Origin of the sequence: Oceanospirillum beijerinckii DSM 7166 (genome assembly GCF_000422425.1) — a bacterium.
Taxonomy (GTDB): domain Bacteria; phylum Pseudomonadota; class Gammaproteobacteria; order Pseudomonadales; family Halomonadaceae; genus Oceanospirillum; species Oceanospirillum beijerinckii.
Genome location: NZ_KE383833.1, coordinates 1 through 19,699, shown reverse-complemented (window position 1 = coordinate 19,699; position 19,699 = coordinate 1). Strand labels below are relative to the sequence as shown.

Genomic DNA, 19,699 nt, shown 5'->3' with positions numbered 1-19,699 from the left:
TTTCCTGTAGTGTCTGGCTTTAAAAAACACATATACCAATCTGGCTGTAGTCATCATAAGACAGTCACGGTCTTTATTAATATAGAATAGGTTAAGTATTCCAACATATAAGTCCAGTTTTTTTGGCCGGTTTCCGGGGTGAGAGTGCTCAGTGGCATCACAAGAGATTAGGAAGCGGAAATTGTTATAGGCTACCCTGATATAACACTGCAATTATTTTGCTTGAGTGCAGGGTGCCAAAGTTGCACGGCTAAAAAGGGTTTAGTCAAAGTGAATTATTTAAGTTTGAGTATGTTATGACGATGCAACCATCCAATAGTGTGATCTACCTGAAAGATTATCTGGCCCCTGCGTTCTGGGTTGAGCAAGTGGAACTCTGTTTCGATCTGTCTGCGAATCAAACCCGGGTGCACTCTAAAATAAGCTTTAAGCGCAATCCAGAGCGTGAAGTCGATTTGCCGCTTGAGTTGCACGGAAGTGATTTGAAACTGATCAGTCTGAATATTGATGGCGGTACTTTGAACGACAATGAGTATCTGATCAGTGACGAGCTGCTGGTGATCCCCAAGGTTCCTGATGAATTTGTCCTGGAAGCAGAAGTAGAGATTGATCCGGCCAATAATACTTCACTGGAGGGGCTATATCGCTCCAATACCATGTTTTGCACCCAGTGTGAGGCTGAAGGCTTTCGTAAGATCACTTATTACCCGGACCGTCCGGATGTGATGGCAGCGTTTACCACCAAGGTGATTGCGGATAAGGATGAGTATCCGGTTCTATTATCTAACGGTAATCCTATCGAACGCGGTGAACTGGATAACAACCGACATTTTGTTACCTGGCTGGACCCGTTCCGCAAGCCCGCTTACCTATTTGCATTGGTCGCAGGTGATCTGCAGGTAGTGAAAGACAGTTTCACTACGATGACGGGGCGTGAGGTCGCACTGGAGATATGGGTAGAGCCGGAGAATATCACTAAGTGTGATCATGCCATGGGCTCGCTAAAAGCGGCGATGAAATGGGACGAAGAAGTCTATGGTCGTGAATACGATCTGGATATCTATATGATCGTGGCGGTGAATGACTTTAATATGGGTGCGATGGAGAACAAGGGCTTAAATATCTTTAATTCCTCCTGCGTACTGGCCCGCCCTGATACGGCAACCGATGGCGCTTTCCAGCGCATTGAAGCGGTAGTGGCACACGAATACTTCCATAACTGGTCCGGTAACCGGGTCACCTGTCGAGATTGGTTCCAACTGTCTCTGAAAGAAGGTTTTACGGTTTTTCGTGACCAGAGTTTTTCCGCAGATCTGAATGATGCGGCAGTGAAACGTATTGAAGATGTTGCCATGTTGCGTACGGCTCAGTTTGCCGAAGATGCGGGGCCTACGGCACACCCGGTGCGTCCCGATCACTTTATTGAAATCTCTAATTTTTACACTCTGACCATTTATGAGAAGGGGGCGGAAATTGTGCGTATGATCGCCAATCTGCTGGGCCCAGATCTGTTCCGTAAGGGCAGTGATCTCTACTTTGAGCGTCATGATGGTCAGGCGGTAACGGTAGAGGATTTTGTCGCAGCTATGGCTGATGTGTCTGGTATCGATTTCTCTCAGTTTATGCGCTGGTACAGTCAGGCCGGTACGCCGGAGCTTAGCGTGAGCGATGCTTATGATTCAGACTCACAACAGTATCGTCTGACCATCAAACAGAGCACACCAGCGACTAAAGGCCAGGAAGAGAAGCTGCCATTGCATATCCCGGTGAAAGTCGGTCTCTTAGATGCCCAGGGCAGTGACCTGCCACTGATTCTGTCAGAAGGGGAGGCCTCTGGTGAGCAGGGTGATAACAGCCGGGTATTGCACCTGAGAGCAGCAGAACAGACTTTTGTTTTTGATCAGATCACCAACGCACCTGTGCCGTCATTGCTAAGAGGTTTCTCTGCGCCGGTAAAACTGGACTTTGCCTATAGTCAGGAGCAACTGCTGCACCTGATGCGTCACGACAGCGATGGCTTTAACCGTTGGGATGCAGGTCAACGTTTAGCGTTAGATGCTTTGAAAGCGATGATTTGTCAATTTGAAGCCGGTCACGTGCCGGAACTAGGCTCAACTCTGGTAGAGGCTTATCGCAGTCTGTTTAATGCTCAACTGTCTCCTGCCATTCTGGCCGCGATGCTGGCACTGCCCAGTGAAGCTTATATCGGTGAGCAATATGCAGTGGTGCCGGTAGATGCCATTCACGCTTGTCGCAAGTTGGCACGTAAAACACTGGCTAAAGCTTTGGAGGCTGAATTAAGGCAGTGTCTGACAGAAAATCAGCTGCCTGGCGACTATCGTCCTACTGCGAAAGATATCGGTAAACGTTGCCTGAAAAATACCTGCTTGTCCTACCTTATGGTGCTGGAACATTCCGATATCGTGGCGTCCTGCTGGCAGCAATTTGAACGCTCAGATAATATGACAGATGTGCAGGCAGCTCTGGTACAACTGGTGCACTCCAATCAGGATGATAAGGCCAAAGCGGCGCTGGATAAGTTTGAGCAGGAATGGCAACAGGATGCTCTGGTGATGGATCAGTGGTTCCAGGTTCAGGCCAGTCGACCGCACCCTGATGCGCTGGCACGGGTTAAGGCTCTGATGGAGCATAATGCTTTCAGCCTGAAGAACCCGAACAAAGTGCGTTCATTGATTGGTGTGTACTGCAACCAGAACCGGGTTAATTTCCATAGTCTGGACGGTCACAGCTATCGTTTCCTGGCAGATGTAGTGCTGGAGCTGGACCGGATGAATCCGCAGATCGCATCTCGTTTGATTACGCCGCTGACACGCTGGCAGAAGTTTGACGAGCAACGTCAGCAATTGATGCAGGCTGAGCTTAAGCGCATTGCAGAAGCCGACCTGTCGAAAGATCTGTTTGAAGTGGTTTCTAAGGCGTTGCCTTAAAGTGGATTGCACTGATTACTTGAATCCAATAAGGCTTAAAGGTTGTATCCAGAAACAATGTCACCCGATAAAGTTGATCCGGTGACATAAAAAAATCCCGCGTTTCTTAATTATCTGAGATACGCGGGATTTTTCCACCTGAACACAGTTCTCGTGAGAGTCACTGGGCACCGGTATTTTGATAATGCCGTTTTTTCTTCTTCCCTGAGTCGCACCACTCATTCTGAAATGAGCAGGAAAGCTTTCTATCCGTTTAAAGCATTATCTTATCGCTATTGCCTACTAACACGGTCGCATCATATTCCTATCTTGAACGATGCCATCGCAGGTGCATGCTGCCAGCGATTAGTGGTGATGGCCACCCGCACCGTGGGCATGACCGTGCTCCTGCTCCTCGGCAGTTGCTTCGCGCACTTCAACGATTTCAACGTCAAAGTTTAGGGTAACACCAGCCAGAGGGTGGTTGGCATCAATCGTCACCATACCCTCTTTTACTTCTGTTACGGTAACTGCGATGGGTTGACCTGTATTGGATTCAGCATGGAATTCCATACCAATCTCAACCTGATCAACACCTTGGAACATCTCCTGAGGCACTTGTTGAACCAGCTCAGCGACGTGTTCGCCGTACCCGTCTTCAGGAGAGACTTGTACATTCAGCTTGTCACCAACGGTTTTGCCCAGCAGAGCATTTTCCAGTCCAGGAATAATGTTCGCAGCGCCGTGCAGATATGCTAATGGCTCGGCACCTTCGGAGCTGTCAATGGTGTCACCCGCTTCATTGGTCAAGGTGTAATGAATAGATGCAACGGCATTGTCTTGAATTTGCATGAATAACATCTCTTAGCTATGAAGTTTTAATTAGCTTAGAGGCCCAGCATAACACATGTGAACTTTAATTAAATGAAAAGCAGGTTAAGTGTCAAGCAAGGCTAAAAAATAGCAGGTTTTCTCGTCGATTTGGCTGTTATATCCAGCTAAAACCATCAAAGTCTCGATCTTTTACTCTTATTTACCAGCTCAAAAAAACTTGCCGATAGCACTTTTTGTGCGCAGACTTAGGACGAGTTATTTCTTGTAAAACTTCTCATTTAGTTACATCTTTTTCTGATGACTAACCCAGATAAAAAAAGTAGAATATTTACAAAATGTAACATTTTGTTATGCTTTCACTATAAAAATGATAAGTAAGTTGCTTCCATAGGTTGTTGATGAATTACGGACAATGTGGTTTTGTCCCGTGATTTGCACGTTGTCGGCTGTCGATAGCCCTTTCCGGGAGCAATAGAAAACGTCGCAATCAACCTTATCTGCTATGTTATGCGGATCAGGTATTTTTTGAGTAACAGGAAGTCTCAATTATGAAAAAAAACCTGCCAGTCACCCAGGTTGAAAGATCATACCCTGATAATGTGCCTCTGGTGTCGACCACCAATCTGAAAGGGCAAATTACCTTCGTAAACGATGCTTTTGTGGATGTTTCCGGCTTCACTCGTGAAGAGTTGATGGGACAACCCCACAATATGGTTCGCCATCCGGATGTACCACCGCCTGTGTTTGCTGACATGTGGAAGACACTGCAAAAAGGCAAACCTTGGATGGGTATCGTAAAAAACCGTTGTAGTAATGGTGATCATTACTGGGTCAATGCATTTGTGACTCCCATTCTGGAAAGTGGTCAAGTTATTGGCTACCAATCCGTACGCTCCAAGCCAAAAGCAAACCAGGTTCGTCGTGCTGAAGAGATCTACCAGCGTGTTAACTCTGGTAAAAAACGTTTTAGTATTTATGACGTTAACTTATCAGTCAGTATGCCGATTATTGCCCTGTTAGCAGCTTTGTTGCCAGCTGCTATCGATTGGATCTTCAAACTATCACACGAAGTCGTTTTCGGCATATCAGCCATGATATCCGTCTTTGCTATTCTGTTGGTGAATTTCTTCCTGCGCCCTTTGAAAATGGCAACTCGTCGAGCCAAAGATTATGTAGACAGTGAGTTGCTAAAAGAGATGTACGGTAACTGTACTGCTGAAGCCGGTCAGTTGTATCTTGCAGCCGTGATGCGTGAAGCTAATGTCCGAGCTATGACTACACGTATCAGTCACTCGGCGACTGAGCTTTATGCCTTAGGCGATGAAACCACTCGTATTGCCGATCATGCATCTGAAGCCATTAACCGCCAGGCTGCTGAGGTTGAGCAGATCGCTACAGTCATCAGTGAATTGTCCGGTGCCATTGATGATGTGGCACAAAATGCCAATAGTGCATCCGATGCCACTCATCAGGCTAATGAGCTGGCTCATCAGGGTAAAGCAGTGGTAAGCGATACTGCTAATGCGATCAATGAGTTGGCTTCTGCGATTGAAAGTGCTTCCACTCAGGTAACCAGCCTGCATCAGGCAACGGACGATATCTCCTCTGCCATCAGTGTGATTACTGAGATTGCAGATCAAACCAATTTACTTGCGCTGAATGCTGCGATTGAGGCTGCCCGTGCTGGCGAACAAGGCCGTGGTTTTGCAGTGGGCGCGGATGAAGTGCGTACACTGGCACAACGCACACAGGATTCGACCGGTGAAATCTATGGCACATTGGAACGTCTGAAGAAAGAGACTGAAGAGGTCGTTAAGGTGATGAGGTCCAGTCAGCAAAGTGCGAAAGGCTGTGTCGAGCAGGCACAAGTGGCCGGTGAAACTCTGGATGCCATCAGCAGCACCATGCAGTCCATCACAGACATGAGTCAGATGATTGCAGCCGCAGCCACAGAGCAAAGTGCGGCATCAGAAGAGATTCGTAACAATCTGGATTCTGTAAATGCTGCAGCGGCAGAAGCAACTGAGTCTTCGATTCGCACCAAAGAAGCGTCTAATAACCTGATTAATAACGTGAAACTAATTATGCAGAGTATTGCCCGATAACCCATTGAGGCACTCTTTTCATTTGCTTAAAGCTGTTTCAAGCCCTGCTATCCCTGATAGTGGGGCTTGTTGCATTCAGATGCTCTATCTTCTTTCATTTCACCTTATGCTTCAGGGCCAAAAGGCAGCTGTATACAGAGTACTTGATTTATCTATAATCTATCCGCGCTCATTTGATTAATTCTCTTGGTTTTTCCATGATATCAATCAGTTAGCGCTTTGTACTGCTATAGTGTCATGGCAATGTCACAGCAAAGTCATACCATATACACCAATCTTAAAGGGTTTTTCGGATCAGTAATGATGAACACCATGGAAAAGCGTCCGGTTTATCTGCGGGTAAGAGATGAGTTAGCAGATAAAATTGTCTCGGGTATCTGGCAGGCTAATGAGAAGTTACCAGCGGAACGACAGCTGTCTGAGCAATTTAGTATTACCCGGGTAACGGCGCGCCAGGCTTTGGTTCAGCTGGAGGCTGAAGGGCTGATTTTTCGTTCTAATCGACGTGGCTGGTTTGTTACTCCTCAGCGTATCAATTACGACCCAAGTCGGGATATCGGTTTTGTCAGTTATGTGGAAGAGCAAGGGTTTAGTGCCCGTACCGAAACACTGAGTAAAACACTGGTTGAGGTACCAGACTGGGTGGCCGATGCTGGTGGTATTGCCCGCGGTACGCCTGTTTATGAGATCTTACGTCGCCGTTACATTAATGAGCGTCCTTGCCTGATCGAGAAGATCTACCTGAATCCTAAAAACTGTCCGGGGCTTTTGCAACATTCGCTGAATCAGTCATTATGGCATCTATTGCGTACGGAATATCAACTGGACCCGGCAGAGCGAGACCTGGAGATCTATCCGCAAACACTGGATGCACCTGTTGCTGAAGCTTTGGGTGTGAATACCGGCTCAACGGGGCTTTATATTCGTCGTGTCTGTCGCGACCAAAACGGTGAGTTTCTGGAGATCGACGAAGAATTTTGGCTGCACAACGCTATGAAGGTTGTGGTGCAAGTAAGTTCAAAAAGTCTGTAGTTTATGTAGAACAGCACAAGATGGTGTTCATCCATTTTGTGTTGTTCTTATCCCTTTTTAATCTCCTGTGCCCATTTAAATCTACTCTGGTTTTTATCAAAAACTTTCTCTTAGTCGCAAAACTGTCAAGAAAATGACATAAAATCTTTTTACAATCTGGTATATACCAGATTGGCGAGAGTGAATTATGTCTGATCAACGCAAGATTATTATTATCGGTGGCGGTATTTTAGGTTGCTCCGCAGCTTATGCGCTAAGCAAGCAGCCGAATTGTCAGATTACCCTGTTTGAGAGCAATACTCTGGCAGCAGCAACGACCAGTTATGCCGCAGCTCTGCTGACCCGTGCCCGTCAGAAAACCGTGATTGCCGATCTGGTGCGGGAAACCTTTACCGCGATTGAAGAACTGGATCAGCTATTAGGTCAGAAACTGCCTTATAACCCAGTGGGTAGTTTGCATTTGGGCTCCGAGCCTGAATCCCGCCAGCAGGTTGAGCAGATGGCTCAGATTGCCGCTCAGCAAAATCTGCGTGTGGATTGGTTATCGTCCCATCAGGTAATGGAGCTATGTCCCTGGTTGGATCTGCCGGAAGATACCCTGGCTGCTTTGCTGCCTGATGATGGTTTTATCGATCCCTACCAGTTAGCCATTGCTTATGCTCAGGGTGCTAAGACGTTAACCCGTCAGCCAGAGAGTAGCTCCAGTCTGGAAATTCACCAGAATTGTCGGGTTGAGAAAATCCTGCAGCAAGGCGACAAAGTGATGGGTATTGAGCTGGCAAACGGTGAGCAAGTCTTTGCTGATGTTGTGATTGATGCCGCAGGCCCTTGGTCTACCATGCTGGCCCGTCAGGTGGGTATTAACCTGGCAATGGCTCCGGTACGCAGTCATTACTGGATCACCGAAGCGCTTGATAGCGTACCTAAAGATTCCCCGATGGTGACTCTGCCCGATGCCAGAGCTTATGCCCGCCCAGAGGTGGGTCATCTGCTGTTTGGTCTACGGGATTATCACCCAATATACGCCAGCCCGGACAAGCTGCCGCAAGATCTGGCGGGTTTTAGCTTTGGTCAGGATGAACAGGGTTGGGAAGCGTTAGAAGACGGTTATGAGGCTCTTAGTCGTTTTTTTCCTGGTCTGAACCAAACCGGCATTGAGCATTATATCTCCAGCATCTCCAGCTATACCCCGGATGGCGCACCATTAATTGGTTTCCTGAAAGATAGCCAAGGCAAGATGCTGTTAGAGGGCTTTATTGCTATGACAGGTTGCTCCGGCGGAGGGATCGGCATGTCCGGTGGTATGGGACGTTTAGTGTCGGAGTTGGCTTTGGGTCAGCAGGCCTATACCGATCTCACGCCCTTAGCGATAGAGCGTTTCGGTGCTATTGATCCTCTGGATGAAAATTTTCAACGGCAATGTGCACTGGCTCGTTGTGGTAAACGCAGTGGTTAGTCCTGAGGTCATCTAAAAAAAAACAGTATTGGCAATAAGTTAAAGCACGTAAAGGGAGAAGTGCTGTAGCCATTCTGACTCGGAGGATGGTAGCCGCCATAAAGTTTTCATTCTCCATTCATGTTTTGTTAATCGAATTGAAATATTTGCTTGTTAGTTTTTGGTATATACCAAATACAATGTTGAGGACGTTACAGATGAAAGCGGTAAACCTGATTAAGAAGATCTCTCTGGGCCTGACGGGCTCGCTGCTATTAGCAGCTTCTGTTGCACAAGCTCAAACCGAGCTGAAAGTTTACACCGCGCTGGAAACAGAGCAGTTAAAACCCTATGCAAAAGGGTTCAACAAGCAATACCCGGATATCAAAATTAAGTGGGTTCGCGACTCCACCGGTATCGTAACTGCCAAGCTGCTGGCTGAAAAGAATAATCCTCAGGCTGATGTGGTATGGGGCCTGGCAGCGACCAGCCTGTTGGTACTGAAAGAGCAAAACATGCTGCAGCCATACGCACCGCAAGGGGTTGAAAAGCTGTCTCCTAAGTTCCGTGATAACGATGCAACACCATCTTGGGTGGGAATGGACGCTTGGATGGGCGCACTGTGTTTCAACACGATTGAAGCGAAAAGGCATGGTCTGCCAAAACCAACCAGCTGGGAAGATCTGACTAAGCCAATCTACAAAGGTCATGTGATCATGCCTAATCCAGCGTCTTCCGGCACTGGCTTCCTGGACGTATCGTCCTGGTTGCAGATGTTCGGTGAAGACAAGGGTTGGGACTACATGGACCGTCTGCACAACAACATCGCTCGTTACACTCACTCCGGTTCCAAGCCATGTAAGCTGGCTGCGGCAGGTGAAACGGCAATTGGTATCTCCTTCGCATATAAAGGTGCGAACCTGAAGAAGAAAGGTGCACCGCTGGATCTGGTATTCCCTCAGGAAGGCCTGGGTTGGGATATGGAAGCGGCCGCTATCGTAAAAGGTACGGATAAGCTGGAAGCCGCTCAGAAGCTGATGGACTTCGCGATCACTAAACAAGCGAACCAGATGTACAACAAGAGTTTCGCTGTTGTCGGTTACCCAGGTGTGGCTAAGCCAATCCCTCACTACCCAAGCAATGCTGAAGAGCTGATGATCAACAACAACTTCGAATGGGCTGCAGGCAAGCGTAAAGAGATCCTGGCGACCTGGCAGACACGTTACGACGGTAAGAGCGATCCAAAGTAATTGGATTGCACTTATTGCGTGAATCCAAGAACGACTAACTCGGTTCTGGACCGATCATTCAATCGCTTTAGATCTGGTGTGAACCAAAAGTTAGGCCGTAGGTTGGATAAGCGAAGCGCCATCCGACACTGATCTTAGGTTAGTGTCGGAAGGTGCCCCCGGCTTTTCCGATCTACGACATTACTTAGCTCAATGAATAGATCAGGCTCTTTTTCTATCCATATGGCGTGTTCGGTTTTCACCGTATTGATAGAAAAATCGTGCTGATCAGCACTGCGGCATAAAGTCAGTTTCTTATCGAGGCGGGCTTTATCCCATGCAGCACTAAAAATTACAGCAGACAGGTTTAACCTGTGGACGACATTTTGGAGACTCCTATGACGGCGTTAGTTCAGCAACCGCTTCCACATACCGGGCCGCAAGGTTCCCGTAAGCTGGGTGTACCTTATCTTCAGGTGAATAAACTTTGGAAGCACTACGGCAACTTTGCTGCGTTAAAAGAGATCTCTCTGGAGATCAATGAGGGTGAATTTGTTTGTTTCTTAGGCCCTTCCGGTTGCGGTAAAACCACATTGCTGCGCGCCATTGCGGGTCTGGACCCGCAAAGCAAAGGTGAGATCTTCCAGGGCGGTAGCAATATCTCTCGTCTGCCACCGGAGCAGCGTGACTTCGGCATTGTTTTCCAGTCTTATGCTTTGTTCCCGAATCTGAGTGTCGCTGACAATATCGCTTACGGTCTGCATAGCCAGAATATGAGCCGTCAGAAAGTCGATCTTAAAGTACGTGATCTGCTGGATACCATTGGTCTGCCGGATGTGGCGAAAAAGTACCCGGCTCAACTGTCCGGTGGTCAGCAGCAGCGTATCGCACTGGCCCGAGCGCTGGCGACAGAACCAAGCCTGTTACTGCTGGATGAGCCGCTGTCTGCGCTGGATGCCCGCGTTCGTCTGCACCTGCGCCAGGAGATCCGTAACCTGCAACGTCAACTGGGCATTACCACCATTATGGTGACCCACGATCAGGAAGAAGCCCTGTCGATGGCTGATCGTATTGTGGTAATGAACCACGGTGTGATTGAGCAGGTGGGTACACCAGAAGAGGTGTATCGTCGTCCGGCCAATGCGTTTGTCGCTAACTTTGTCGGCACCATGAATCTGCTGCCAACCAAGGCATCCAGCAATCAGCAAGTGCGTATGGCGGATCGCATTATTCGCTGTATGCACTACAAGGCTGAGAGTATGGATGCGACCTGGTTAGCCTTCCGTCCTGAAGTAGCGCAACTGGTTGCTACTGGTGATAGCAAAGCGTCTTTGCGGGGTAACGAAGCGGACCTCGAATGTTTTGCCGGTACCGTAATGAATACGGAATTCCTGGGCAACTTCCTGCGGGTTGAAGTAGCATTGATGAAGGCCGATCAGGTTGTGAAGATTGATGTCAGCACTCAGGATGCCAACCTGAAGCACTGCTGCCCTGGTCAGGATGTTGAAGTCTGTGTTGCGGTTAATAACCTGCAAGTCTATAAGCGTTACGAAGGCAATAGCCCTGCTAATACAGGTACTAATACTAGTGCAAATAATACCAGTAGCACAGGCAAACAAACCGCTGGAGCTGCATCATGATTGGGGTTCTTAATCGTAACGTAAACCCGGCGGATAAGGTCCGCCTGGGGCGTGAGGATTATATCCAGCGCGGTGTGATTTTATTGGCGGTGGCTTTCCTATTTGTCGCTCTGCTGATGCCGTTAAGCTCCATGCTGGTGAAAAGTCTGGAGAATGCCGACGGTGAGTTTGTTGGCCTAAGCAACTTTGTTAACTATTTCAGCAATCCGGTACTGTTTGAGTCGATAACAAACTCGCTGCAAATTGCATTTACGTCCACGTTTATTGTGATCGTAATGGCATTCTTATTTGCCTACGGTATGACACGGACCTGTATGCCGGGTAAAAAGACCCTGCGTGCACTGACCTTGCTGCCACTGTTTGCCCCCTCTTTGCTGCCTGCGATCAGCTTGATCTATCTGCTGGGCAATCAGGGTATCTTTAAAGGCGTACTGTTTGGCGAGTCGGTTTATGGTCCTATTGGCATTGTGATCGGTATGTGTTTCTGGGTCTTCCCCCATGTACTGATGATTATGGTCACGGCGCTCTCCAACTCCGATGCTCGTTTGTATGAAGCGGCCCGTGTGATGAAGGCTTCACCGGTGCGCACCTTCTTTACCGTCACGTTGCCATCAGCCAAATACGGTCTGATCAGTGCCAGCTTTGTAGCCTTTACCCTGGTAATCACCGACTTTGGTGTGCCTAAGGTGATTGGCGGTGAGTTTAATGTCCTGGCCACGGATATCTATAAGCAGGTTGTCGGTCAGCAAAACTTCCAGATGGGGGCTGTGGTATCCGTTGTACTGCTGTTGCCTGCGGTGATCTCCTTTATGGCTGACCGTATCGTACAGAAGAAACAGGTCGCGATGCTGTCTGCCCGTGCTGTGCCTTTTGTGCCTGAGCCCAACAAACTGAAGGATCGTCTGTTCTTTGTTATCTGTGGCCTGATTGTCACCGCGATCCTGCTGGTGATTGGTATGGCGTTTTACGCTTCCTTTATCACCTTCTGGCCTTACAGCACGGCACTGACATTCAATAACTACAACTTTGAAGAAGTGGGTGCTAGTTGGGACTTCTACTTCAATTCCCTGGAGATGGCGGCTTGGGTTGCGGTGATCGGTACGGCAGTGGTGTTCTTTAACGCTTATCTGGTGGAGAAGGGGCGTGCCTTTGAGCCGGTACGTAATCTGTTGCACCTGATGGCGATGATCCCGATGGCGGTACCTGGCATGGTGCTGGGTCTGTCTTATATCTTCTTCTTTAACGAACCGGGTAACCCGTTGAATGTGGTCTATGCCACTATGGCGATTCTGGTGCTGAACAGCGTGGTGCACTTCTATACCGTCTGTCACCTGACCTCGGTGACCGCGCTGAAACAGATTGATGGTGAGTTTGAATCGGTGTCCTCTTCTCTGAAAGTACCCTTCTATGTCACTTTCTGGAAGGTCACTCTGCCGGTATCTCTGCCTGCAGTACTGGAGATCTCGGTCTATCTGTTTGTTAATGCCATGACTACCGTATCGGCCGTTGTTTTCCTCTACTCCACCGATACCATGCTGGCCTCTATCTCTGTGATGAATATGGATGAAGCGGGCAATACCGCCTCTGCTGCAGCGATGGCCGTGATGATTCTGCTGACCTGTTTAACCGTTAAAGGTGTGCACTGGTTGCTGTCTCAGAAGCTGTTAACGGTGACTCAGGGCTGGCGTACCCGTTAAAACGGGATGGACGACTGATGCCAATGAGCATGGCAGCCACAGGATGGGTGCCATGCTCAGCCAACAAGGCTTTTTTGGTTAAGCGTGTGTTGGTTAAGCGATTGAAAGAAAAAAGATAACGCATCTGGTCAGCGACATTTTTTTAAATTAAACTCTGGTATATACCAGTCTGATAAAACGCTGAAGATGCAGTTAAAGAAACTTCGAAATATCTCAATCTAGGTTGATGGCAACTTAAATTGATATGAATTTGAGCTGATACTAATTTAAGAGAAAAGTGATATGTCAGATATCAAAAATCCAGTAGCACAAGGTAAGCCGCCTTACTTGTTAACACCGGGTCCTATCACCACAACCGACACGGTAAAAGAAGCCATGTTGCGTGACTGGGGCTCCTGGGATGGTGATTTCCGTGCCATGACCAAACAGCTGTGTGATCAGTTACTGGCAGTTGCCAACGCGTCTGAGACTCACGTTTGTGTCCCTGTTCAAGGTAGCGGTACCTTTGCGGTTGAAGCGACACTGGGCACCCTGATCCCGAAAGAGGGCAAGGTACTGGTGCTGATGAACGGCGCCTATGGCCAGCGTCTGGCTAAAACACTGGGTTACCTGCAGCGCGCCTATGTGACTCTGGATAAAGGTGACTATCTGCCACCGATGCCGGAAGAGGTGGATGAGATTCTGGCTAATGACAAAACCATCACCCACGTCACCGTGATCCACTGTGAAACCAGCTCCGGTATTCTGAACCCGGTGCCAGAAATAGCAGAGGTTGTGGCTCGTCATGGTCGCAGTCTGATTATCGATTCCATGAGTGCTTTCGGTGCCATTCCTGTGGATGCGCAACAGCTGCCGTTTGATGCCATCATCTCTTCCGCCAACAAATGCTTTGAAGGCGTACCGGGTTTTGGCTTTAGCATTATTCGTCGTAGCGCACTGGAACAGTGTGAAGGCAATGCCCACTCTCTGAGCCTGGACCTGTACGATCAGTGGCTTTATCTGGAGAAAACCGGCCAATGGCGTTTCACTCCGCCGACTCATATCGTGGCGGCTTTCCTGCAGGCGATGGTGGAACATGCTGCTGAAGGTGGTGTTGCAGGCCGTCTGGCGCGCTACCAGCGTAACCAGCAACGTCTGGTTGCCGGTATGAAAGATTTAGGCTTTCGTACACTACTGAATGAAAAGTGGCTGTCCCCGATTATTGTGACCTTCCTGTCGCCACAGAATGAGCGTTTTGACTTTACCGAATTCTACGACCGCATTAAGGCCCATGGTTTTGTGATTTATCCGGGCAAGCTGACTGTGGTTGATAGCTTCCGTTTGGGTTGCATCGGTCAACTGTACGATGAACAGATCGATCAGGTGCTGGTGGCCATTGCTGCGGTACTGGATGAGATGGGTATCGAAAGCGGTCACGCGGTGCTGACTGAAGAAAACGAAGTCACTGCTTAAGCGTCACGGGCTATCCCAGCAGTGATTTAACACGCTTTAAATGCTTTTAAATATTTTTACTGGTTAATACCAGTTAAGACTTAAGACAGGATATTAAGAATGTACCAGTATAGCCGCGACTATCACTATACCCGTCATTATGTAGGCCCTCTGCAAGCCATTATTATGGATTGGGCGGGTACCACAGTTGATTTTGGTTCCATGGCTCCGATTCGTGCTTTCCAGAATCTGTTTGCTGCGAACCAAACTCCGATCACTATTGCTGAAGCCCGTGCACCTATGGGTACCGAAAAACGTGAGCATATTCGTCAGCTGACCATAATGCCTCGTGTACGTGATGCCTGGAAAGAAGCCCATGGCGAGTATCCGACTGATGCTGATATCGATCGTATGTACGAGGAGTTTGTGCCTCTGCAGATCGAAGCAATTGCTCAGTGCGGTCAACTGATCCCTGGCCTGACCGATACGCTGGCCTGGTGTGAAGAGAACAATATCGCCATCGGTGCCAACACCGGTTATGCGGATCGTATGATCGGCGGCCTGTTGGCGAATGCTGCCGAGCAAGGCTACAAACCACAGAGCAGTGTATGCGCAACAGATGTGCCTAAAGGTCGTCCATTCCCGCATATGTGTCTGCGCAACGCGATTGAGCTGGGTGTAAGCGATGTAAAAGCCTGTGTGAAGATCGACGATACGCTGACCGGTATTGATGAAGGCCTGAGCGGCGGTATGTGGACCATCGGGGTGGCAGTGAGCGGTAATGAAGTCGGTCTGCCTCTGGATGAGTGGAATGCCCTGTCTGAAGAAGAGCAGGAGATCCGTCGTCAGGCAGCGTACAAGCGTTTCTATCAAGCCGGTGCGCACTATGTGGTTGATTCTATTGCGGATGTAGTGCCTTGTCTGGAAGAGATCCAGCTGCGCCTGCAGGCGGGTGAGACGCCTTAATATCCAAACAAGCCGTCATCTCTATGGCAGTTTGTAAAAACAGTGTGATGTGATTTCATGACTTTTTGTCATGCTTTTAGGGGTACCCGATTGAGCCCGGGTGCCTTTTTTTGTTTGAGGCTTTTCTCTTTAGGCAAAAGCTATTCAGAAGAAAAAGAGGTACAAAAAAACCGAACACATCGGCTCGGCTTTTCGATGCAGGTGAATATCAGATCATACGCTCTACATCATCGTAGTCCGATCTGAATTCAGTCTTTTGGATTTGGATTATCCCAACGATCCTTTTTGCGATACTCAGCTTTAATACGAATCGGTTTCAGGTCTTGTGCCGTCCGTTGAAAGTGAATCCACATCCCGACAGCAACAACAAGCGTTAAAATTGTAGAAATCATCAGTTCAACTGCCATGGGGGAGTACTCCTAAAGCTAATTTAACTTGGCAAATAAACATCTTGTCCAGATAGGCTACCTGATGGTTTTCAGATAGCTGCAGACTGAGCGCTTTGCCGTAAGGCCTCAAACATAGGCCAGATTGATGGTCTTAATGACCCTTTTTCTTTGGCTTACCTTCTCAGACTAACTCATGTAGAAAAAGTTGCAAACAAAATAGGTGTCATTAATTTGTATGATTGTTGTAAGTCTTTATTTGTGAGCGACTTCTTTGTCTAAAGCCACGATGACGCACCAAGTTATGGTTCAAGGTCGACACGGGCTTGTGGAAATGACTTGCCACAGTAAAACCCACTTGCCACAGGAAAACTCAGGTTATAGGCTTGCCGCTATTACAAGGGAGCCTGAAGACATGCAATTTGAGATTATTCCCGTAACCGGGTTTCAACAGAACTGCACCCTGGTGTGGTGCGACAAAAGTAAAGAAGCTGCCGTAGTCGATCCTGGTGGTGATATTGACCGCATTCAACAACGTGCCGATAAGCTAGGTGTCAGTATCAAGCAGATCTGGTTGACCCATGCTCATATTGATCATGCCGGTGGTACTTCTGCACTGGCGAAAGCGTTAGGGTTATCCATTGAAGGGCCGCATCAGGAAGATGATTTCTGGATTCAGGGCCTGCCAGAACAAAGCCGTATGTTTAACTTTCCAAGCTGTGAAGTGTTTGAACCAAGCCGTTGGTTAACGGATGGTGATCAGGTGCAGATCGGTGAGGAAGTGTTTGATGTCCTGCACTGCCCAGGTCATACGCCGGGTCATGTGGTGTTTTATCATTCCGGTGAGCAGCTGGCGCTGGTGGGGGATGTGTTGTTCCAGGGCTCTATCGGTCGTACCGATTTTCCGAAAGGAGATCACAAAACACTGATTAGCTCCATTCGTGACAAGTTATTCCCGCTGGGTGACGATGTGCGTTTTATTCCGGGTCATGGTCCTATGTCGACCTTTGGTCAGGAGCGTCGCAGCAACCCTTTCTGCGGTGATCATGCAGGCGTATAACGTCCACTGATCGCCTGTTTACATAACTCTTATACCTCTGGCATTAAGCCTTTTTACTGCTGCTGATGTTGACAGTCAATCAGAGCATAAATAGCGCTTAATGCCGAATCTCCAGCTCATCCCGCAGGCGGGAAAATGAGAATTCGGAGAAGCAGATACCGGCTGGAGTTTCAAACTGCAGCATAAACTTATTATTGTTCACTGCATGCTGTACCCGTTTTCTAAATCCTTGGAATACCTGAGGGTTAGTCAGCATCATAACCACATTTTTATCGGACATATATTGTTGTGCCCCTCTGCAGGCCATATAAGTCAGACGCCCCGCTAGATTCAGTACAGTATTGTCGATATGTCGATGGGGAGTATGAGTGACTTCTGATGCGATATTCAAAATAAGATCTCGACTGAAGCTCAATGCCAGAGAGCCTACCTGATCATTAATTTGCAGGTTAACTAACCCAGTGACTGCACCATGGGCCAGTTCGTGTTTTTTTACTTTGAGCTTGCCGGGGCAAGGTTCATGGTGAGTGATCTGGGTCAGAGTTTCCATCACCGATAACAGCATGGGGTTGAGATATTCCGCACGCATTGTTCCATCCTCAGTGGTCCATCAAATGGTGCTCTAACCTGCCTTTTGAGCGTTGAGCATGACGTTGATATTAGAACTCTTGCTCTATGATGTATATGGCAGGTTACAAATCAGAAAAGAAGACTTTTTTATATTACATAGCGGCTTTTCTGTTGCCAGATGACAATATATGTCACTTTAGTTATCAAAATGTTGCGTTATGTAGTCAGGGATATATTGTTTGAGCGGTCCAGTCGCGTGTTTTTGCGCTTTAGTAATGAGTTAGGCCTTTGGCTCTAATTCTTTAAATAAGAGTAATGTATATAACCTTTGATCAGGTTCTCTATAAGCTTGAAAGGCGGTACGATTAGAGTAGTTATTCTGGAAAAATATTTTGCATGTATGGATCTTAGGGAGTAGATGATATGGCTGATCAGTTTGAAAATAAGCCTGAGCAAAACGGTGAAAGTGATGAAGCTCTATTGTTCGATGAATCGACAATTCTTAGCCGTACCGAAGAGGAAAGTGATGAAGAGGAAGTCATCGATAGTTCTGAAGTGGCTGGAATAGCAGATGAATCAGGTAATGAGAATATTCAAACTGACACTCCCGAAAACGTTTCACTGATTGCTCAGACATTTGCCTCCGGCAGAAGTACAGAAGAAGAATTAAGCGATACTGAGTCGCTTGAGCCTTCCTCTGTTGAAGTCGGCACTGGTAGTGATCGCAGTAATGGTGGTCAGGAAGCTGTTCCTCCCGTATCAAGTCCTCTCCCCCAGGGGCGTGTTGTTCAGGAAAACAGCAAGGAGCTTGAGAGTACAGCGGTTGATTCCGAAGCGAATGCTAATTCTTTTGAGCAAGAGGGTAGCGCTTCGATAGAGCAACTTAATGCTGCCGATGATGATACAGATGCGGATGCTGACGCGGACGCGGATGCGGATGCGGATGCGGATGCGGATGCTGACGCGGATGCTGACGCGGATGCGGATGCTGACGCTGATGCGGATGCGGATGCGGATGCGGATGCGGATGCGGATGCCGATGCGGATGCGGATGCGGATGCGGATGCCGATGCGGATGCCGATGCGGATGCTGATGCCGATGCCGATGCCGATGCCGATGCCGATGCCGATGCCGATGCCGATGCCGATGCCGATGCCGATGCTGATGCTGATGCTGATGCTGATGCCGATGCCGATGCCGATGCTGATGCTGATGCTGATGCTGATGCTGATGCTGACAGCGATTCAGATGTACCGGAACCGATAACAGAAGTAAGTTTAGGACTTTTTGCCGTTGTTGATGGTGAATATGTTGCGGTTAACACCATTTATGAGCCGGGATTCCAAGGTAATGGTGAGGGCATTTTCCCGGATACCGGAAACTACGTTGTTTTGGCGTTTGATAATCTTGGCAACATAATGCCAGATCAGCCAGGTGGAACCGTCACAATCAGTGTCGGCGCGACAGGTGATAGTGCGACTATTGGAGACGATTACGAGTCTGCATCAGAGCTATCGGTTACGGTAGGTGAAGTCTTCAATATCGCAGCTAAAGATGATCACCTGGCTGATAATGATGAGTCTTTTACTCTGACATTGAATGATGACTGGAGCAATCCTTCAGATTTTGATGAAGTCAGTTACGGTAATGCCAGTGTTACTACTACTATTCGGGATGAGACCGATAATGATCCAGCCACTCCAGAGGACAATGATAGCGCCTTTACCCTAAAGCTCTTTTTGTCGGATGCTGACGGCAATATTCTCAGTGGTCCATCAGAGATCCATGAAGATGGGAATAATGGTGATACGACAGCATATTATGTCGTTAAAGCTGTTGATGCAGAAGGGAATCCTCTGAGCAACCAGCCAGCAGGTACTGTTAACGTTGGTTTTACTGATGATAGTGCAACCACCGGAGTCGATTATACCTTCGGTAATACGACGGTCGAAGTAGGGAGTGCTTTCAGTGCGACCTCTATTGATGACGCCTTCTCCGATAACGGCGAAAATTTTGTGGTTTCTCTGGATCAGGGCAGCTTCAGTGATGCGGAAAGATACGAAACCGTAGAGTATGCACCGGATACGGTGACCACCACCATTCTGGATGAGACAGATAACGATCCGGCCACCCCGGGTGATAATGACAGCGCCTTTACGCTGAAGCTGTTTGCCGCAGACGCTAACGGCAATATTATCAACGACTCATCCGAGATCCATGAGGATGGCAATAACGGGGATACCACGGCCTACTACGTAGTGAAAGCGGTGGGAGCAGATGGTCAGCCATTAGCAGAACAACCTACGGGCACCGTGAATGTCAGCTTTACGGACGGAACCGCGACAACAGGGGATGATTACACCTACGGCAATACGACCGTCAGTGT

The 19,699-nt window shown here is 48.2% G+C and carries 14 protein-coding genes; 11 read left to right on the top strand and 3 right to left on the bottom strand.

The window, feature by feature from the left end:
* The first annotated feature begins 296 nt into the window (after positions 1–296).
* Entirely contained in the window at positions 297–2,948 is a 2,652-nt protein-coding gene (pepN, locus tag H579_RS0122805; protein WP_211224790.1) for an aminopeptidase N, read from the top strand.
* Positions 2,949–3,293: 345 nt separating this feature from the next.
* Here the strand turns inward: pepN and H579_RS0122800 are convergent, their stop codons facing one another.
* Positions 3,294–3,779, bottom strand: a complete 486-nt coding sequence (locus tag H579_RS0122800) for an FKBP-type peptidyl-prolyl cis-trans isomerase (protein WP_028302572.1) — start codon at positions 3,777–3,779, stop codon at positions 3,294–3,296.
* 530 nt (positions 3,780–4,309) lie between these two features.
* Between H579_RS0122800 and H579_RS0122795 the strand changes: the two genes are divergently transcribed.
* The 8 genes from H579_RS0122795 to phnX all read left to right on the top strand — a co-directional run bounded on the left by H579_RS0122795 (position 4,310) and on the right by phnX (position 15,296).
* Positions 4,310–5,866 (top strand): methyl-accepting chemotaxis protein, encoded by a 1,557-nt coding sequence (locus H579_RS0122795; RefSeq protein ID WP_028302571.1) that lies wholly within the window; start codon positions 4,310–4,312, stop codon positions 5,864–5,866.
* A 300-nt stretch (positions 5,867–6,166) separates the two neighbouring features.
* The gene (locus tag H579_RS0122790) at positions 6,167–6,898 is read left to right on the top strand and encodes a UTRA domain-containing protein (RefSeq protein WP_028302570.1); all 732 of its coding nucleotides are present in this window, start codon (positions 6,167–6,169) and stop codon (positions 6,896–6,898) included.
* Between the two features lie 187 nt (positions 6,899–7,085).
* Positions 7,086–8,354, top strand: a complete 1,269-nt coding sequence (locus H579_RS0122785) for an NAD(P)/FAD-dependent oxidoreductase (protein WP_028302569.1) — start codon at positions 7,086–7,088, stop codon at positions 8,352–8,354.
* A gap of 197 nt (positions 8,355–8,551) precedes the next feature.
* Positions 8,552–9,583 (top strand): putative 2-aminoethylphosphonate ABC transporter substrate-binding protein, encoded by a 1,032-nt coding sequence (locus H579_RS0122780; protein ID WP_036567313.1) that lies wholly within the window; start codon positions 8,552–8,554, stop codon positions 9,581–9,583.
* 377 nt (positions 9,584–9,960) lie between these two features.
* The gene (locus tag H579_RS27275; RefSeq protein WP_084624309.1) at positions 9,961–11,202 is read left to right on the top strand and encodes a putative 2-aminoethylphosphonate ABC transporter ATP-binding protein; all 1,242 of its coding nucleotides are present in this window, start codon (positions 9,961–9,963) and stop codon (positions 11,200–11,202) included.
* Positions 11,199–12,899 carry a putative 2-aminoethylphosphonate ABC transporter permease subunit gene (locus H579_RS27270; RefSeq protein ID WP_084624307.1) on the top strand — a complete coding sequence of 567 codons (1,701 nt, stop codon included), beginning with the start codon at positions 11,199–11,201 and terminating at the stop codon, positions 12,897–12,899. The genes H579_RS27275 and H579_RS27270 overlap by 4 nt, the downstream gene beginning before the upstream one ends.
* Before the next feature lie 282 nt (positions 12,900–13,181).
* Positions 13,182–14,351 carry a 2-aminoethylphosphonate--pyruvate transaminase gene (locus H579_RS27265; protein WP_051228258.1) on the top strand — a complete coding sequence of 390 codons (1,170 nt, stop codon included), beginning with the start codon at positions 13,182–13,184 and terminating at the stop codon, positions 14,349–14,351.
* A gap of 99 nt (positions 14,352–14,450) precedes the next feature.
* On the top strand, positions 14,451–15,296 hold the full coding sequence (phnX, locus tag H579_RS0122760) for a phosphonoacetaldehyde hydrolase (RefSeq protein ID WP_036567311.1): 846 nt from the start codon (positions 14,451–14,453) through the stop codon (positions 15,294–15,296).
* A 248-nt stretch (positions 15,297–15,544) separates the two neighbouring features.
* On the opposite strand, the gene H579_RS29260 is transcribed toward phnX, so the two are convergent.
* On the bottom strand, positions 15,545–15,703 hold the full coding sequence (locus tag H579_RS29260) for a hypothetical protein (RefSeq protein WP_157834694.1): 159 nt from the start codon (positions 15,701–15,703) through the stop codon (positions 15,545–15,547).
* Positions 15,704–16,097: 394 nt separating this feature from the next.
* Here H579_RS29260 and H579_RS0122750 point away from each other — a divergent pair, with 394 nt between their 5' ends.
* Complete coding sequence (locus H579_RS0122750; RefSeq protein ID WP_028302566.1) at positions 16,098–16,742, top strand: MBL fold metallo-hydrolase; 645 nt, start codon at positions 16,098–16,100, stop codon at positions 16,740–16,742.
* Between the two features lie 97 nt (positions 16,743–16,839).
* Here the strand turns inward: H579_RS0122750 and H579_RS28310 are convergent, their stop codons facing one another.
* Entirely contained in the window at positions 16,840–17,331 is a 492-nt protein-coding gene (locus H579_RS28310) for a chemotaxis protein CheX (protein ID WP_028302565.1), read from the bottom strand.
* A gap of 404 nt (positions 17,332–17,735) precedes the next feature.
* On the opposite strand from H579_RS28310, the gene H579_RS29550 reads away from it, so the two are divergent.
* Positions 17,736–19,699, top strand: a 1,964-nt coding sequence (locus H579_RS29550; RefSeq protein WP_036567308.1) for a Calx-beta domain-containing protein, incomplete at its 3' end; no start/stop codon positions are given.

Coding starts and splice junctions, on each gene's coding strand:
- phnX (WP_036567311.1), top strand. CDS start 14,451: ATGTACCAGTATAGCCGCGACTATCACTATACCCGTCATTATGTAGGC.
- H579_RS27270 (WP_084624307.1), top strand. CDS start 11,199: ATGATTGGGGTTCTTAATCGTAACGTAAACCCGGCGGATAAGGTCCGC.
- H579_RS0122785 (WP_028302569.1), top strand. CDS start 7,086: ATGTCTGATCAACGCAAGATTATTATTATCGGTGGCGGTATTTTAGGT.
- H579_RS0122780 (WP_036567313.1), top strand. CDS start 8,552: ATGAAAGCGGTAAACCTGATTAAGAAGATCTCTCTGGGCCTGACGGGC.
- H579_RS27275 (WP_084624309.1), top strand. CDS start 9,961: ATGACGGCGTTAGTTCAGCAACCGCTTCCACATACCGGGCCGCAAGGT.
- pepN (WP_211224790.1), top strand. CDS start 297: ATGACGATGCAACCATCCAATAGTGTGATCTACCTGAAAGATTATCTG.
- H579_RS29260 (WP_157834694.1), bottom strand. CDS start 15,703: ATGGCAGTTGAACTGATGATTTCTACAATTTTAACGCTTGTTGTTGCT.
- H579_RS0122790 (WP_028302570.1), top strand. CDS start 6,167: ATGATGAACACCATGGAAAAGCGTCCGGTTTATCTGCGGGTAAGAGAT.
- H579_RS0122750 (WP_028302566.1), top strand. CDS start 16,098: ATGCAATTTGAGATTATTCCCGTAACCGGGTTTCAACAGAACTGCACC.
- H579_RS28310 (WP_028302565.1), bottom strand. CDS start 17,331: ATGCGTGCGGAATATCTCAACCCCATGCTGTTATCGGTGATGGAAACT.
- H579_RS0122800 (WP_028302572.1), bottom strand. CDS start 3,779: ATGCAAATTCAAGACAATGCCGTTGCATCTATTCATTACACCTTGACC.
- H579_RS0122795 (WP_028302571.1), top strand. CDS start 4,310: ATGAAAAAAAACCTGCCAGTCACCCAGGTTGAAAGATCATACCCTGAT.
- H579_RS27265 (WP_051228258.1), top strand. CDS start 13,182: ATGTCAGATATCAAAAATCCAGTAGCACAAGGTAAGCCGCCTTACTTG.